14 protein-coding genes are annotated in these 14,906 nt (G+C 34.4%); 10 read left to right on the top strand and 4 right to left on the bottom strand.

The window, feature by feature from the left end; translation table 11 throughout:
- Positions 1-72: 72 nt before the first annotated feature.
- On the top strand, positions 73-1,389 hold the full coding sequence (gene sufD / locus ACM55G_RS02285; RefSeq protein ID WP_416842284.1) for a Fe-S cluster assembly protein SufD: 1,317 nt from the start codon (positions 73-75) through the stop codon (positions 1,387-1,389).
- A 65-nt stretch (positions 1,390-1,454) separates the two neighbouring features.
- On the opposite strand, the gene ACM55G_RS02280 is transcribed toward sufD, so the two are convergent.
- Positions 1,455-2,801 carry a serine hydrolase domain-containing protein gene (locus tag ACM55G_RS02280; RefSeq protein ID WP_416842283.1) on the bottom strand — a complete coding sequence of 449 codons (1,347 nt, stop codon included), beginning with the start codon at positions 2,799-2,801 and terminating at the stop codon, positions 1,455-1,457.
- 238 nt (positions 2,802-3,039) lie between these two features.
- Here ACM55G_RS02280 and ACM55G_RS02275 point away from each other — a divergent pair, with 238 nt between their 5' ends.
- The 7 genes from ACM55G_RS02275 (at position 3,040) to ACM55G_RS02245 (ending at position 7,587) form a co-directional block, all read left to right on the top strand.
- Positions 3,040-4,254 carry an aminotransferase class V-fold PLP-dependent enzyme gene (locus ACM55G_RS02275; protein ID WP_416842282.1) on the top strand — a complete coding sequence of 405 codons (1,215 nt, stop codon included), beginning with the start codon at positions 3,040-3,042 and terminating at the stop codon, positions 4,252-4,254.
- A 12-nt stretch (positions 4,255-4,266) separates the two neighbouring features.
- Positions 4,267-4,701, top strand: a complete 435-nt coding sequence (locus tag ACM55G_RS02270; RefSeq protein ID WP_416842281.1) for a hypothetical protein — start codon at positions 4,267-4,269, stop codon at positions 4,699-4,701.
- Between the two features lie 23 nt (positions 4,702-4,724).
- On the top strand, positions 4,725-5,144 hold the full coding sequence (locus ACM55G_RS02265) for a SufE family protein (protein ID WP_416842280.1): 420 nt from the start codon (positions 4,725-4,727) through the stop codon (positions 5,142-5,144).
- A 147-nt stretch (positions 5,145-5,291) separates the two neighbouring features.
- Positions 5,292-5,705: a GxxExxY protein gene (locus ACM55G_RS02260; protein ID WP_416842279.1), complete on the top strand. Its 414-nt coding sequence runs from the start codon at positions 5,292-5,294 to the stop codon at positions 5,703-5,705.
- A gap of 73 nt (positions 5,706-5,778) precedes the next feature.
- Complete coding sequence (locus ACM55G_RS02255) at positions 5,779-6,102, top strand: SUF system Fe-S cluster assembly protein (protein WP_416842278.1); 324 nt, start codon at positions 5,779-5,781, stop codon at positions 6,100-6,102.
- A gap of 73 nt (positions 6,103-6,175) precedes the next feature.
- On the top strand, positions 6,176-6,688 hold the full coding sequence (locus tag ACM55G_RS02250) for a DUF2480 family protein (protein WP_416842277.1): 513 nt from the start codon (positions 6,176-6,178) through the stop codon (positions 6,686-6,688).
- Positions 6,689-6,738: 50 nt separating this feature from the next.
- On the top strand, positions 6,739-7,587 hold the full coding sequence (locus ACM55G_RS02245) for a DUF3078 domain-containing protein (protein WP_416842276.1): 849 nt from the start codon (positions 6,739-6,741) through the stop codon (positions 7,585-7,587).
- A 226-nt stretch (positions 7,588-7,813) separates the two neighbouring features.
- On the opposite strand, the gene ACM55G_RS02240 is transcribed toward ACM55G_RS02245, so the two are convergent.
- From ACM55G_RS02240 to hflX, 3 genes are all read right to left on the bottom strand, one after another.
- Positions 7,814-8,491, bottom strand: coding sequence for a DUF2461 domain-containing protein (locus ACM55G_RS02240; RefSeq protein WP_416842275.1), 678 nt, complete (start codon positions 8,489-8,491; stop codon positions 7,814-7,816).
- 1 nt (position 8,492) lies between these two features.
- Complete coding sequence (locus ACM55G_RS02235; protein WP_416842274.1) at positions 8,493-8,951, bottom strand: DUF1905 domain-containing protein; 459 nt, start codon at positions 8,949-8,951, stop codon at positions 8,493-8,495.
- 337 nt (positions 8,952-9,288) lie between these two features.
- Positions 9,289-10,539 carry a GTPase HflX gene (hflX, locus tag ACM55G_RS02230; RefSeq protein WP_416842273.1) on the bottom strand — a complete coding sequence of 417 codons (1,251 nt, stop codon included), beginning with the start codon at positions 10,537-10,539 and terminating at the stop codon, positions 9,289-9,291.
- A gap of 256 nt (positions 10,540-10,795) precedes the next feature.
- On the opposite strand from hflX, the gene ACM55G_RS02225 reads away from it, so the two are divergent.
- Together ACM55G_RS02225 and ACM55G_RS02220 are read left to right on the top strand one after the other, a co-directional pair.
- Positions 10,796-12,442 carry a DUF6377 domain-containing protein gene (locus ACM55G_RS02225; RefSeq protein WP_416842272.1) on the top strand — a complete coding sequence of 549 codons (1,647 nt, stop codon included), beginning with the start codon at positions 10,796-10,798 and terminating at the stop codon, positions 12,440-12,442.
- Between the two features lie 305 nt (positions 12,443-12,747).
- Positions 12,748-14,865, top strand: a complete 2,118-nt coding sequence (locus ACM55G_RS02220; protein ID WP_416842271.1) for a glycoside hydrolase family 97 protein — start codon at positions 12,748-12,750, stop codon at positions 14,863-14,865.
- Positions 14,866-14,906: the final 41 nt, after the last annotated feature.

The raw sequence follows: 14,906 nt of genomic DNA, 5'->3' as shown, positions 1-14,906 counted from the left end.
AAAGTTCAAAGTTTAAAGTTACCACAAGACAACTTTAAACTTTGAAACCTTAAACTTTAAACAATAAAGAATATGGAATTGAAAGAAAAATTACTATCCTCTTTTATGGCTTTCGAAGAGCGTGTCGATGTTCAATCTGAACTTCATGATGTGAGAACTTCAGCTATAAAAAACTTTGAAAATAAAGGTTTCCCAACCAAAAAAGATGAAGCTTGGAAATACACATCGCTAAACGCCATCTTAAAAAATGACTTTACCGTTTTTCCAAAGCAAGAAAATGCAATTGAATTTAACCACGTAAAAAAATACTTTTTACACGAAATAGACACGTATAAAGTGGTGTTTATTGACGGGATTTTCAGTTCGCATTTATCGTCAACAACACACGAAGGAATTGATGTTTGTTTGATGTCATCAGCACTGAACAAACCAAAATACAAAATGGTAATTGATACCTATTTTAATAAAATAGCGAGTACTGACGAAAGTTTGACTTCTCTGAATACGGCTTTCGCCAATGAAGGAGCGTATATCCACGTACCAAAAAGTAAAGTGGCTGACAAGCCTATTGAGATTATGTATTTCTCAACAGGAAATGAAGCGGCGCTTTTGGTTCAACCAAGAAACTTAGTGATAGTGGGTGAAAATTCACATGTTCAAATTATCGAGCGCCATCAAAGTTTAACCGAAAATCCAGTGTTAACGAATTCCGTTACCGAGATTTTTGCTCAAAAACGTGCTATTGTTGATTATTACAAAATTCAAAACGATACCCTTGAAGCGAATTTAATTGATAACACTTACGTTTCTCAGAAACAAGAAAGTCACGTTTCTGTTCACACCTTCTCTTTTGGAGGAAACTTAACGAGAAACAACTTGAATTTCTATCATTTTGGGGAACGATTGACAAGCACTTTAAATGGAATTACGATTATCGGTGAAAAACAACACGTAGATCATTATACCCTGGTGAAACACTCGGCGCCAAATTGCGAAAGTTTCCAAGATTATAAAGGAATTTATGCTGATCGTTCTACAGGAGTTTTCAACGGAAAAGTGTATGTGGAGAAAGACGCACAAAAAACGAATGCCTTCCAAAAAAGCAATAACATTCTATTGAGTGACAAAGCGACAATCAACGCAAAACCACAATTGGAAATTTTTGCTGATGACGTAAAATGTTCTCACGGTTGTACGGTTGGGCAATTGGACGAAACGGCAATGTTCTACATGCAAGCACGTGGAATTCCTAAAAAAGAAGCTAAAGCGTTATTGATGTATGCGTTCTCGAATGCCGTTATCGAAAACATAAAAATACCGGAACTTAAAAAACGAATTACTACAATTATCGCCAATAAATTGGGCGTGAAATTGGGATTTGATTTGTAAAGTCATCCTAAGAAAAAAACTACATAGTAACCCTTTCAGAGTTTTAAACTCTGAAAGGTTTTTTTTTATTTTTGCAAACTCCCCACAATCCCACTCAACATTTCATTAAAATCAAATTCAGGTTCTTCTTTCAAACCCATACGTACAATCACTAAATCAAGTGATGGAATAATTGCCACCATCTGACCTTGAAAACCGCTGCAGTAATACATGTCTCTAGGAACATCGGGAAATCTTCCTCCGGCATTGAGCCAAAAGTGTCCGCCATATCTTCCGTTTGAAGTATTCGTGGGAGTTGCTGTATATTCCACCCAGCTTTTGTCTAAAATTTGTTCGCCGTTCCAATTGCCTTTATGCAGATACAACAACCCAAATTTTGACCAATCCCGTGTAGTTGCCCAACCATAAGACGAACCCACGTAATTTCCTGCCATATCCGTTTCTACAACCATCGAGTTCATCCCTATTTTATCAATCAATGCGGAATACCAGAAATCTAAATATTCCTGATGCGTTTTGAATTGTTGTCGTAAAATCCCGGAAAGCAAATTCGTCGTTCCCGAAGAATAATTCCAATGTGTATTCGGTTTGAACTCTGATTGTTTCACCAGTTGAATGCGTGACATATCTTCGGCCTCAAAAAGCATTTTTGTGACATCACTAATTTTATCATATTGCTCTTCCCATTCCAAACCGGAATTCATGTGGAGCAAATCATTGGTGGTAATGATTTTTCGTTCATCATTTTGCCATTCCTTAATGGGTGCCGGTTTGTAAATATTGTATTTCCCTTGTTTTTGAAGAATTCCAAATAAGGCGCTCGTGATACTTTTAGTCATAGACCAGCCTAACAATTTACTGTTTTTGTAGAAACCCGTATCATATTTTTCAGCAATGATTTTGTCTTTATAAATCACTAAAACCGAACGTGTTCTTTTCTTAATTTCCCCTTTTTTATCGAAAGCATTGCCGACAGCCAAATTTAATTTGGCGTAATCAACAGTACTAAAAATCGTGTCTTTGGGTTCTTTATTTCCATAAGGAAAAGCCAAAACATTGTTGATCTTTGTTCTTTTGGGGACCAAATACGGTTTGGTAACATCAAAATCTTCATTGATTAAAGTCACTCCCAAACCTTCCCGGTAAATCGCTTTTCGTTCTTTCAAACCATAAACTGAAGCGGCAGCATATTGTCCGATATCCTCAATTTTGTTTTTGGCCAAATCAATCAAATCGATATCATTATCCCCTTTCTCAATCATTTCCTGGGAACGATTATCAATAAAATGTCCCGAAGCGATACTTTTGGCTGAAAAGCCAGAAATCAAATCCAGTTTTGGATAAGTAGTGAACCCAAAATAAAAGATTCCTACAAAAGAGGCAAAACCAACAACCTTAAAAAGTTTTTTCATAAAAAATTAATTTAAAGCAATTTAATAAAAAAGAGTCACATTTTTTTGAACCGTTGTCGGATTAAGAAAATGAAGTTTATTAACAAGTGTTTGCCAAAAATTAATTCCAATTTCACTACTTTTGTATTTAGAAAAATTCTAAATAATATAACGCCAATAGCAAATTGGGTTATCTAAAAAATGTTAAATATTGGCGTTCTATCTGACCAATAAAAAACAATAAAAACAAGTAGATAAAATGTTAGATATAAATAAAATCAGAGCCGACTTCCCAATCCTTTCCCAGAAAGTAAACGGTAAGCCGTTAGTTTATTTCGATAACGGAGCTACTTCGCAAAAACCACAAGTTGTGATTGATGCGATTTCAAAATATTATCAGGAAATTAATGCCAATATTCATCGTGGCGTTCACACTTTGAGCCAATTAGCAACCGATGCCTACGAAGCTTCCCGTGGTAAAATTCAAAATCACATCAACGCAAAATTTGCTCATGAGGTGCTATTTACTTCAGGAACAACACATGGAATTAATTTGGTTTCCAATGGATTTGCTTCGATTTTAAAACCAGGAGATGAAGTTGTAGTTTCGGCATTGGAACATCATAGTAATATTGTGCCTTGGCAAATGTTATGCGAGAAAACTGGTGCGACTTTACGAGTAATTCCAATGAATGCCGATGGTGAATTGATTATGTCCGAATATGACAAATTACTTTCGAATAAAACTAAAATCGTTACTGTAAATCATATTTCGAATGCATTGGGGACAGTCAATCCAATTAAATACATGATTGACAAAGCACATGAAGTTGGAGCAGCAATTTTAATTGACGGCGCGCAAGCCGTTCCACATTTAAAACCCGATGTTCAGGAATTAGATTGTGATTTTTATGCTTTTTCGGGACATAAAATGTGTGGTCCAACTGGAACTGGGATTTTATACGGAAAAGAAGCGTGGTTGAACAAATTACCGCCCTATCAAGGTGGGGGCGAAATGATTAAGGAAGTGACTTTCGAGAAAACGACTTATGCTGATTTGCCACATAAATTTGAAGCGGGAACACCTGATATTGCCGGCGGTATTGTTCTGGGAACTGCCATTGATTATTTGAATGAAGTTGGTTTCGAAAACATTCAAAAACAGGAAAAAGAGCTGTTGGCTTATGGCACACAACGCTTATTGGAAATTGAAGGATTAAAAATCTTTGGTACATCAGCCGAAAAAACTTCCGTAATTTCATTTAATATTGCAGGAATTCATCCGTATGATATTGGTACGATAATTGACAAATTAGGAATAGCCGTACGAACCGGCCACCATTGTGCGCAACCAATTATGAATTTCTTTTGTATTCCGGGAACGATACGAGCTTCATTTGCTTTTTATAATACCAAAGAAGAAATTGACGCTATGGTTGAAGCTATAAAAAAAGCGCAACTCATGTTGTCTTAAAAATTTAAAACCATGAAAATACTATCTGTTTTATTCCTTACTATTTTTCTTGGAAAAGGATGTGAAGCCCAAAAAAAACAGGATATAGAAACGGCTGTAGTTGAGTATGTCGCCAATACTAGAGGTTCATATCAAAAAATAACGGTAAAAAATCAGATAGTAACAGTTTCAAAAGATAGAAATGGAAACGACAAACCGGTACCCGCAAAAATAACGGATGCTGATTGGAAAGAATTAGTGGAATTTTTTAAAAGCGTGAAATTGGACAGTTTAGCAAAATTAAAAGCGCCAACTGAAAAACGGTTTTATGACGGTGCGGCAATTGCCAATTTGAAAATCACCTACAAAGACAAAACGTATGAAACGACCGGTTTCGATCATGGTTTTCCACCAAAAGAAATTAAAAAATTCGTAAACAAAATAACTTCATTTGCTAAAAAAGAATAATACTGAAATAAATTCAGCATACTATGAAAATTAAAGACATACAAGAAGAAATAGTTGATGAGTTCTCAATGTTTGACGACTGGATGGAACGTTATGAATACATTATTGAATTAGGAAAAAATCTTCCTTTGATAAAAGAAGAATTCAAAACAGAAAACAATTTGATTAAAGGTTGCCAATCAAAAGTGTGGTTGCAGGGTGAAAAAAAAGACGATAAAATTGTTTTCACTGCCGATAGTGATGCCATTTTGACAAAAGGAATTATAGCTATATTAATTCGTACTTTTTCGAATCAAAAAGCCTCTGATATCTTGGAAGCCGACTTGGGTTTTATTGACGAAATAGGTTTGAAAGAACATTTATCGCCTACTCGCGCCAATGGATTGGTTTCCATGATAAAAAATATAAAAATGTATGCTTTGGCATTCAACTCGCAGAATTAATCTTAAAACATTTAGATTCATTTAAACATATAAGTAATTTAAGGTCATTTAAGAAGATCGTAAATAACTTAAAAAGTTTATCCCATTTATAGAGATCTAACATAAACCCAAATAAATTTTTGTTGATTTTTAAAATTAATTTTACATATGGTTACAAAAAAATACTTGAAAGATTTAGTTTACCGAGTTAATGGAGCTGCAATAGAAGTGCATAAACATTTAGGGCCTGGTCTTTTAGAAAGTATTTATCATAAATGTATGATTAAGGAATTGTCTTTGAGAGAAATTAATTTTCAATCTGAATTAACAATTCCAATAGAGTACAAAGGTTTAGAATTAGAATCTGATTTAAGATGTGATTTATTTATTGAAAAATGTTTAGTATTAGAACTTAAAGCCTCTGACAAGATTTTACCAGTTCACGTTGCAAAATTAATGTCTTATATGAATCTTTTGGAAGCGCCAATTGGATTAATGATAAATTATAATGTTGTAAATATTTACAATGAAGGACAAAAAACCTACGTTAATGAATTATATAGAAGATTAGAGGAAGAATAAAAAAACTTTAATGAACTTATATTTCTTATGTGGTTTAAAAAATAATAAAAAATAAATTGTTAAAAAAAAAAAAATGGAACAACAAATAGACACTGCCGAATTAGGAGAATCAATCGTAAAAATATTAAAGACTATTTACGATCCGGAGATTCCTGTAGATATTTACGAATTAGGGTTGATTTATGACGTAATGGTCAATACAGATTACGAAGTAAAAATCCTGATGACACTTACTTCCCCAAACTGCCCTGTTGCAGAAAGCTTACCAAGAGAAGTAGAAGAAAAAGTGAAATCGATTGCTAATGTAAAAGATGCGGAAGTAGAAATTACTTTTGATCCGCCTTGGAGCAAAGACTTAATGAGCGAAGAAGCAAAATTAGAATTAGGAATGCTTTAGAAAGTATTCAGTTTGCAGTCGCAGTTTTCAGTTTTACAACTGCAACTGCGACTGCGACTATAAACTAAAAAAAATGGAAGAAATAATAAATAAAGTTGCGAATAGTGTTTTGGAAGTTTTCGATCTCGAAGATTATTATCCAAAGGGGATTCGTGCGCAAATAGATATTTCGAAATGGCTTTTGGAAGGTTTTTTATTGAAAGAAAAAGACTTTAGAGAGCAGCTGAAAAATCACGATTGGGCACAATATCAAGATCAGTACGTAGCCATTAATTGCAGTACCGATGCTATTGTTCCTGCTTGGGCTTCTATTTTAGTTGCCATTCAATTAGCACCATTTGCAAAGAAAATCATCAATGGTTCTTTAGAGGATTTAGACGCTTCTCTTTATGAAGAGTTATTGCCTAAAATTGATTATTCAGTTTATGAAAATAAGCCCGTTATTATAAAAGGGTGTTCCCGAAAACCGGTTCCGATGCGAGCTTATGTATTGGCAGCCAATTATTTACACCCTTTTGCGCGAAGTATTATGTATGGCGAAGCCTGTTCAGCTGTTCCCTTGTATAAAGCACATAAGAAAGAGTAGTTTATTTATGTTTATTTTGTACTTTTAAAGTAGAATTTAAATCTAAAGCCATGAAAAATATTGTGTTTTTTTTAGTGTTACTCCTAGTTGCGAATTTCATTAATGCACAAGAAACAGCAAAAGACACTACAAAGTTTTGGACCAAAAAAGGAAATATCTCATTGCTTTTTAATCAATCTGCATACAACAAGCAATGGTTGGGCGGTGGGACTTCGAATATTGCGGGAAATTTTGGTTTGAATTACGACTTCAATTATAAAAAAGAAGATATCGTTTGGGATAATAAATTCATTTTAGCGTACGGTTTAACCAAAATAAAAGGAGATGAAAAAATCGCAAAAACAGACGATCGTCTGGAACTGAATTCTCTTTGGGGAAAGAAATCCAAAGGACAATGGTACTATTCGATGTTTTTTAATTTCAAGACTCAAATGGACACAGGATTAGACAAAAATGATGAAAAAATATCCCATTTTTTCTCTCCGGCTTATTTCCAACTAGGACCCGGAATGCTCTGGAAAAAAAGCAATAATCTGAGTGTCAATTTTTCTCCAGCGACAGCTAAACTAATTATTGTTCATCCTCATTTTACTGAATTCGCGCCTTCTTTTGGAGTATTGCAAGGCGATCCTTCCCGATTTGAGTTTGGAGCAAGTATTTCAGCCTATTACAAATTCAATATCATGACAAATGTATCTGTAGAAAATCGATTGAATTTGTATTCCAATTATTTAGACAATCCACAAAACGTTGATGTCGATTACCAAATGAATGTCATAATGAAAATCAATAAATTCCTATCGGCAAATGTAGCTGTTCAGGCAATTTACGATGATAATTCCGTTCAAGCCGTTCAGGTAAGAGAAGTATTTGGTTTAGGCGTTAATTACGGTTTTTAAAAAAAGTATTTTTTATTATTCTAGCGCGCCTTAAAATAACTTTTTTTAGCCTTCCGCCTTGCAAACCCTATAATTTGTTTCTTAATTTAAGTAGGTACTCGTCGCAGACGAGCACCAAAGAACAGAGATAAACGAGCGCCAGTGGGGTGAAATTTCTTGTGAAACGTAAACTTAAATTTACCATAAAATTCGCAATCTTGCCAAACGGCTGTAAGCGGATGGGTTTTTATTCTTCAAATTCTATAGCTTTATTTAGATATTCAATTAATGGTTTTGTAGTTTTAAAATAGTTAATAATTGTTTTTACTGCGTCTGCACTTGTCAAAACATTGTCACTTATCAATTCTTTGGTACAAAAACCTTTCATTTTAAGCAATTCAATAACTGGTTCCCTTTCTTCGGATAAATTAGTGAATTTTTTTAATTTACTTTGACCTTGAATACCGCTTGGAAATATATCTTGAAATTGTTTGCTTGAAATTATTTCGTTAATTTTTTCAAATGAATAACTTATTTCTTTCCGAATTTTTTTTAAAAATTCTGGTGTTGTCTGCCAAATTCCACCGCCAACCATACAATTGCCTGGTTCGATGTGAATAAAATATCCTGCTGTATTTCCCTGTGGAGCATTTTTATTAAAAACGACCAAAACATAGTTTTTATATGGTGTTTTGTCTTTTGAAAACCGCAAATCTCTGTTTACTCTTGTTAAGCATTTTTTAGGAATTAAATTTGCATTTGCTATTGACAAGTCGATTTTTTCTAATTCTAACAATAAATTCTCTGTAAACGAAATAATGTCATCTTTGTAGGCTTGATAAATTATTTTGTTTTGTTCAAACCACTCTCTTGAATTATTATTTTTTAGTTCTTTTAAAAAGTTTAAAGATGTTTGCTTAATCATTTTACTTACTTAATTTATCTATGTGTTTTATAATTATCTTGATTTGTTTCTCTTCGATTTTTTGAGAAATAATAGTTTCTAAAACTTCATTTTTTTCAAATTCGTTTAATTTTTTAAAAGCTTCTAAAACTCCTAATTCCTTGAAGGTTTCTAAAATTTGTTTTTCGGTTATTTCTTCTTTTTTGGATAATAGATAAAGTGAAACTGTAACAATATCGCCACCTTTTTTATTGATAGCTTTTCTTATTTCGCTATTTATAGAAAGCATTTTATCTTCTCCTTTAATCGGAGCAAGGTTTCTAGCTTCAATTTTGTAGTTGTCGATTAAACCAGACACTTTTATATCGCCCCATTTTCCATCAATATTTTTTGAGTTTGGAATTCGCAAATGATAAGTCCAAGCACCTTTTCCGTGTTCATATTTTAATTCGAGTTTCTCGTCTTTTATGATATAGTCCATTTTATGGTCTTGTTTTTTTTAGTCTTTCCGCTAACTTGTATATATGTATTACAAAATCATACAAAGCCACCCAATTTTTTGGGTAGATATTATCAAATATATTGATTTTTTCTTACAAATAGTCTAAAACCCCGAAATAGCAATTATATCGACCAAAGCCCGTAAGAGGGATGACAGCGGAAATCCTTTTATGTAGCGAAGCGAAATAAAAAATTGAAGTATCCCGAAGCCTTGGGATCCTGACGCAGCTGCAACGCAGAGAAAGCTGGGGCATGCCCAAAAAAAATCCCTCTTGAAAAAGTCAAAAGGGATTGCTGTATTTTATGTTTAGAGAAAATTATTCTATTTCTTCCTCGTCTTTATCTTCTTTTTCCACTGCATCTTTATAATCGGGATACAAAAACTTATTGTACGGAAAACGGGTAATGTGAATGTGTCGTACCGCTTCGTAAACTCGTTCTCTGAATTCCTCGAAATTTTCTTTGTTGGTAGCTGAAATAAATAAAGCATTTTGCTCTCCTACTCTGCTCATCCAAGTTGATTTCCATTCTTCCAAAGTGAAATGTCTCGGTGTTTTTTCGGTCATTAAATCATCTTCATCAATAGTCAGTGGTTTGTAGGCATCAATTTTATTGAAAACCATAATAATCGGTTTGTCATTCGCTTTGATGTCCAATAAAGTTTGATTTACCGATGCGATATGATCTTCAAATTCAGGATGCGAAATATCCACCACATGCAATAACAAATCGGCTTCACGAACCTCATCCAGCGTACTTTTGAAAGAATCAACTAATTGTGTTGGCAATTTTCGAATAAACCCTACGGTATCCGAAAGCAAGAAAGGTAAGTTTTTGACAACTACTTTTCGAACGGTAGTGTCCAAAGTGGCAAAAAGTTTGTTCTCTACAAAAACATCACTTTTTCCAATAGCGTTCATCAAGGTTGATTTTCCCACATTGGTATATCCTACCAAAGCCACACGAACCATAGCGCCACGATTGCCTCGTTGCACGCCCATTTGCTTGTCGATGGTTTTTATTTTTTCTTTCAATAACGCTATTCGGTCACGAACAATACGTCTGTCTGTTTCAATCTCGGTTTCTCCAGGTCCACGCATTCCAATTCCCCCTTTTTGACGTTCAAGGTGCGTCCACATTCCGGAAAGTCTTGGTAATAAATATTGGCATTGCGCTAATTCTACTTGCGTTCTCGCATAAGAAGTTTCGGCACGTTGTGCAAAAATATCAAGGATAAGGTGCGTTCTGTCCAGAATTTTACATTCCGTAATTATTTTAGATATATTTTTTTGCTGAGAAGGTGATAATTCATCATCAAATACCAAAGTCGAAATGTCATTCTCTTTTACAAAAAGATTGATTTCCTCTATTTTTCCTGTTCCTACAAAAGTCTTTGGATTTGGGCGTTCCATTTTTTGCGAAAAACGTTTCACCACTTTGCCCCCAGCGGTAAAAGTCAAAAACTCTAATTCGTCAAGATATTCATTTAGTTTCTCTTCACTTTGATTTTGAGTTATAACACCAACTATAGCCGTTTTTTCGAAATTTATTACTTCTTTTTCTAACATGTCTTTGAATAAGTTACAAATTTAATGATTTGTGAGGGACTTATCGAGTTCTGCGTTTATAAAAAATCAGAAGGTGTGAATAATGTTAGTTTTTAGATCAACAAAAATACTATTCCTTGCCATTGCGCTTCGACTGATGCTACACTAAAATCATTTAATCCTTTGCAAAGCTTAATTTTATTACGTGATTACCATTTGTGTTTTAGTTGTTAATTTAGATTTTTAATTATTTTTACATGAATTTAATCCCATTTGAATGAATCGATTTCTGACAATACTTATTGTATCGCTATTTCCCGTCCTTCTTTTTGGGCAAAATAATTTTGATTCATTATTGGATGAGTTAGACAAGACGGTAACTGATTACCAATTGTATTCGAATAAAAAGGAGAATGAAATAAACAAACTAAAAGCACTGCTGCCATACACTGCTACTGATCTTCAAAAATATGCTATTTACGGAAAATTGTATTCAGAATATAAATTGTATCAGTCCGACTCGGCATTGATTTACGCCAGAAAAAGTTTTCAAATAGCCGAAAAATTAAAGGATACCCGAAAGCTGAATGATGCCCGATTAAATCTGGCTTCCATAATGGGAACATTAGGAATGTACAAGGAAGCGACCGATATACTTAATACAATCAACATCAATACAACTCCCGACCTGAAAGGATATTTTTTTACCGTGAATAGCGTGGTTTATGGGTATATGTCTGATTATGCGGCTTCGCTTCAGGAAAAAGAAAAGTATGTTTTACTGACAAAAAAATACCGTGATTCCTCCTTAAATTTTTATCCAACGCAATCAAGCGCCTACATTATGGCGAAGTCCAGTACACTTCTTGAAGTGGGAAAACACAACGAAACGCTGCATTTATTACTAAATTATTTTCCGAATATTACTTCTAATAGTCCGGACAAAGCGGTTATCGCCTATCTTATTTCGCAGGCATATCGCGCAAAAAAAGATACTAGAAAGGAGCAAAAATGGTTGACAATTTCTGCTATTTCTGATTTGCAGTTGGCCAAAAAGGAATATATTTCGTTGCGTTCTTTGGCTTTTCTAATGTATGAAAACGGAGATATAGACCGCGCTTATAAATATATAAAACGTTCCCTCGAAGACGCCCTTTTTTGTAATGCCCGTTTACGAACGTATGAAATATCTAAGATGCTGCCCATCATCAACGAGGCGTATCAAAACCAAAATGAAACCAACCGACTCCAATTAATGCTGTTTTTGATAAGCGCCAGTATCTTATCGGTGTTTTTGTTGGTGGTGCTTTTTTTACTTTTTAAGCAAATGAAGAAATTGTCCAAAGCAAAACAGGATTTAAGTTTGGCCAACTCTAGGCTTTCTGAATTGAATACCGAATTAAATACATTTAATGAGAAATTGAATGAGACCAATTATACACTAACTGAAGCCAATCTTTTGAAGGAAATATACATTGGGCGTTACATGGACCAGTGTTCAGACTACATTGGCAAGTTAGACGAATACCGCCGAAAATTGAATGTTATGGTTACTACAGGAAAGATGAATGATCTTATGAGTGCCGTAAAATCGAAACAGTTTATCGAAAAGGAGCTCGCCGCGTTTTATACTAATTTTGACAAGACGTTCTTGCAACTGTTTCCTAATTTCATACCGGAATTCAGCGCTTTATTAATTGATGATGAAGCAACACAATTGAAGGAAGGAGAACTGCTTAATACGGAACTAAGAATCTTTGCACTGATCCGTTTGGGCATAAAGGATAGCGCAAAAATTTCAATATTCCTTCGGTATTCGGTATCCACGATTTACAATTACCGTTCACAACTCAAAAATAAAGCAGCGGGTCCCCGGGAGGAATTTGAAGCAAAAGTTATGCGAATAGGAACTAATTTAAAATAGAAAAAATCTATTTTAAAGGAGGTCTTCGGGATTAAAATAATCTAGAAGACCTATTTGTTATTGTAAATTCACCACTTTTTTTAAACAATAAATAAACATAACAAACTTTTAAACAGTACATTAGATGTTTAAAATAAAAATTTAATCTACTATTTTATAAAGATAAAAATATGTAGCGTGAAAAGCGTTTACTTTTACTTTCTCGAAATTTGGAAAACTTTGCGTTTTGCAATAAATCGATTTCGTGAAAATCGAATTCTATTACCAAACCTGAAAAAATTATTTATTAAATTCTATTTTAAAAAATGAAACATTTCCTTTTTACAGCCCTTGTGTGGCTCGCTTTTTTTAACACTGCAAATGCACAGCAGTTAAAATCCCCAAATGGAAAATTTGTAATGGAGTTCTCCTTACAAAATGACGGAACTCCAACTTACAGTTTAAATTACAAAGGCAAAGCAGTTGTAAAATCAAGTAAATTAGGTTTGGAGCTAAAAAATGATAAAAAGTCATTGTTAAATGATTTTACTGTTATTGAAAGTAAGACAGCCACTTTTGATGAAAACTGGAAACCTGTATGGGGAGAAGTTGCTTCAATTCGCAATCATTATAACGAATTAGCAGTAACCTTAAATCAAAAAGAAGCGGACAGACATATTGTTATTCGTTTTCGTTTGTTTGACGATGGTCTTGGATTCCGTTATGAATTCCCTTCACAAAAAAACCTTACTTATTTTGTAATCAAAGAAGAAAGAACGCAGTTTGCAATGACTGGCGATCATACTGCTTTTTGGATTCCGGGTGATTATGACACTCAAGAATATGATTATACCACTTCAAAATTGTCAGAAATCAGAGGTTTGTCAGAAAAAGCAACTACCGCAAATGTTTCTCAAAAGTCTTTTTCTACAACTGGAGTTCAAACTTCACTAATGTTAAAAACAACGGATGGATTGTATATCAATTTACACGAAGCGGCATTAATCAATTATTCTTGCATGCATTTGAATTTGGATGATGCAACTATGGTTTTTGAATCTTGGTTGACACCAGATGCCAAAGGAGACAAAGGATACATGCAGGCTCCAAGTCACTCGCCTTGGCGTACCATCATTGTTAGTGATGACGCAAGAGAAATTTTGGCTTCAAAAATGACATTGAACTTGAATGACCCTAGTAAAATTGAGGATACGTCTTGGATAAAACCCGTTAAATATGTCGGTGTTTGGTGGGAAATGATTGCTGGAAAAAGCACATGGGCGTACACGGATGAATTTCCTACGGTACAACTTGGCGTTTCTGATTTTGCAAAAGCTAAACCAAATGGAAAACATGGTGCTACTAACACTAATGTAAAAAAATACATTGATTTTGCTGCTAAACACGGTTTTGATGCCGTTCTAGTAGAAGGCTGGAATGAAGGTTGGGAAGACTGGTTTGGACACTCGAAAGATTATGTTTTTGATTTTCTGACCCCATACCCTGATTTTGATGTCAAAGGATTGCATGAATATGCCAAATCAAAAGGCGTTAAAATGATTATGCACCATGAAACTTCAGGTTCTGTGCGTAACTACGAGCGCCACATGGATAAAGCGTATCAGTTTATGAAAGACAACGGTTATGATGCCGTAAAAAGTGGTTATGTAGGTGATATTATGCCAAGAGGCGAAAACCACTACAGCCAATGGATTGTCAATCATTATCAATATGCCTTAGAAAAAGCAGCCGAATATAAAATTATGCTGAATGCGCACGAAGCGGTTCGTCCAACGGGAATTGCCAGAACGTATCCAAACTTAATAGGTAATGAAGCGGCAAGAGGAACTGAATACCAGGCTTTTGGAGGTTCTAAACCAAATCACGTAACGGTATTGCCTTTTACACGTTTAGTGGGTGGACCGATGGATTATACTCCGGGTATTTTCGAAATGGATTTAAACAAATTGAATCCGGATAATAATTCTCATGTGAACAGTACGATTGCGAATCAATTGGCATTGTACGTAACGATGTACAGCCCATTACAAATGGCAGCTGATACACCGGAAAATTACGATCGCTTTCCTGATGCTTTTCAGTTTATCAAAGATGTTGCAGTAGATTGGTCAGACAGCAAATACCTTGAAGCAGAACCAGGGCAATATGTGACCGTTGCGCGTAAAGCAAAAGTGACTAACAACTGGTTTATCGGTAATGTAAATGGCGATACTTCCCGTACCTCAGCGATCAAATTTGATTTCTTGGAGAAAGGAAAAAAATATATAGCCACGATTTATGCAGATGCAAAAGATGCACATTATAAAACCAATCCGCAAGCGTATACAATTCGCAAAATGAATGTGACCAACAAATCAAAACTAGCACAGTTAAGTGCTCCAGGCGGAGGTTATGCCATTAGTATAGTTGAAACCAAAAAATAATTAATTACAAAAGGCTGTCCGAAAAGACAGCCTTTTTATTT

The sequence above is a fragment of the Flavobacterium algoriphilum genome, from assembly GCF_048158655.1.
In the GTDB taxonomy this organism is placed as follows: Bacteria; Bacteroidota; Bacteroidia; order Flavobacteriales; family Flavobacteriaceae; genus Flavobacterium; species Flavobacterium algoriphilum.
Note: the sequence above shows the minus strand (reverse complement) of the source record. Positions and strands in the feature narration are given on the sequence as shown.

Bases quoted from the DNA above. Each gene is read 5' to 3' on its own strand.
- sufD (WP_416842284.1), top strand. From the start codon at position 73: ATGGAATTGAAAGAAAAATTACTATCCTCTTTTATGGCTTTCGAAGAG.
- ACM55G_RS02280 (WP_416842283.1), bottom strand. From the start codon at position 2,801: ATGAAAAAACTTTTTAAGGTTGTTGGTTTTGCCTCTTTTGTAGGAATC.
- ACM55G_RS02275 (WP_416842282.1), top strand. From the start codon at position 3,040: ATGTTAGATATAAATAAAATCAGAGCCGACTTCCCAATCCTTTCCCAG.
- ACM55G_RS02270 (WP_416842281.1), top strand. From the start codon at position 4,267: ATGAAAATACTATCTGTTTTATTCCTTACTATTTTTCTTGGAAAAGGA.
- ACM55G_RS02265 (WP_416842280.1), top strand. From the start codon at position 4,725: ATGAAAATTAAAGACATACAAGAAGAAATAGTTGATGAGTTCTCAATG.
- ACM55G_RS02260 (WP_416842279.1), top strand. From the start codon at position 5,292: ATGGTTACAAAAAAATACTTGAAAGATTTAGTTTACCGAGTTAATGGA.
- ACM55G_RS02255 (WP_416842278.1), top strand. From the start codon at position 5,779: ATGGAACAACAAATAGACACTGCCGAATTAGGAGAATCAATCGTAAAA.
- ACM55G_RS02250 (WP_416842277.1), top strand. From the start codon at position 6,176: ATGGAAGAAATAATAAATAAAGTTGCGAATAGTGTTTTGGAAGTTTTC.
- ACM55G_RS02245 (WP_416842276.1), top strand. From the start codon at position 6,739: ATGAAAAATATTGTGTTTTTTTTAGTGTTACTCCTAGTTGCGAATTTC.
- ACM55G_RS02240 (WP_416842275.1), bottom strand. From the start codon at position 8,491: ATGATTAAGCAAACATCTTTAAACTTTTTAAAAGAACTAAAAAATAAT.
- ACM55G_RS02235 (WP_416842274.1), bottom strand. From the start codon at position 8,951: ATGGACTATATCATAAAAGACGAGAAACTCGAATTAAAATATGAACAC.
- hflX (WP_416842273.1), bottom strand. From the start codon at position 10,539: ATGTTAGAAAAAGAAGTAATAAATTTCGAAAAAACGGCTATAGTTGGT.
- ACM55G_RS02225 (WP_416842272.1), top strand. From the start codon at position 10,796: ATGAATCGATTTCTGACAATACTTATTGTATCGCTATTTCCCGTCCTT.
- ACM55G_RS02220 (WP_416842271.1), top strand. From the start codon at position 12,748: ATGAAACATTTCCTTTTTACAGCCCTTGTGTGGCTCGCTTTTTTTAAC.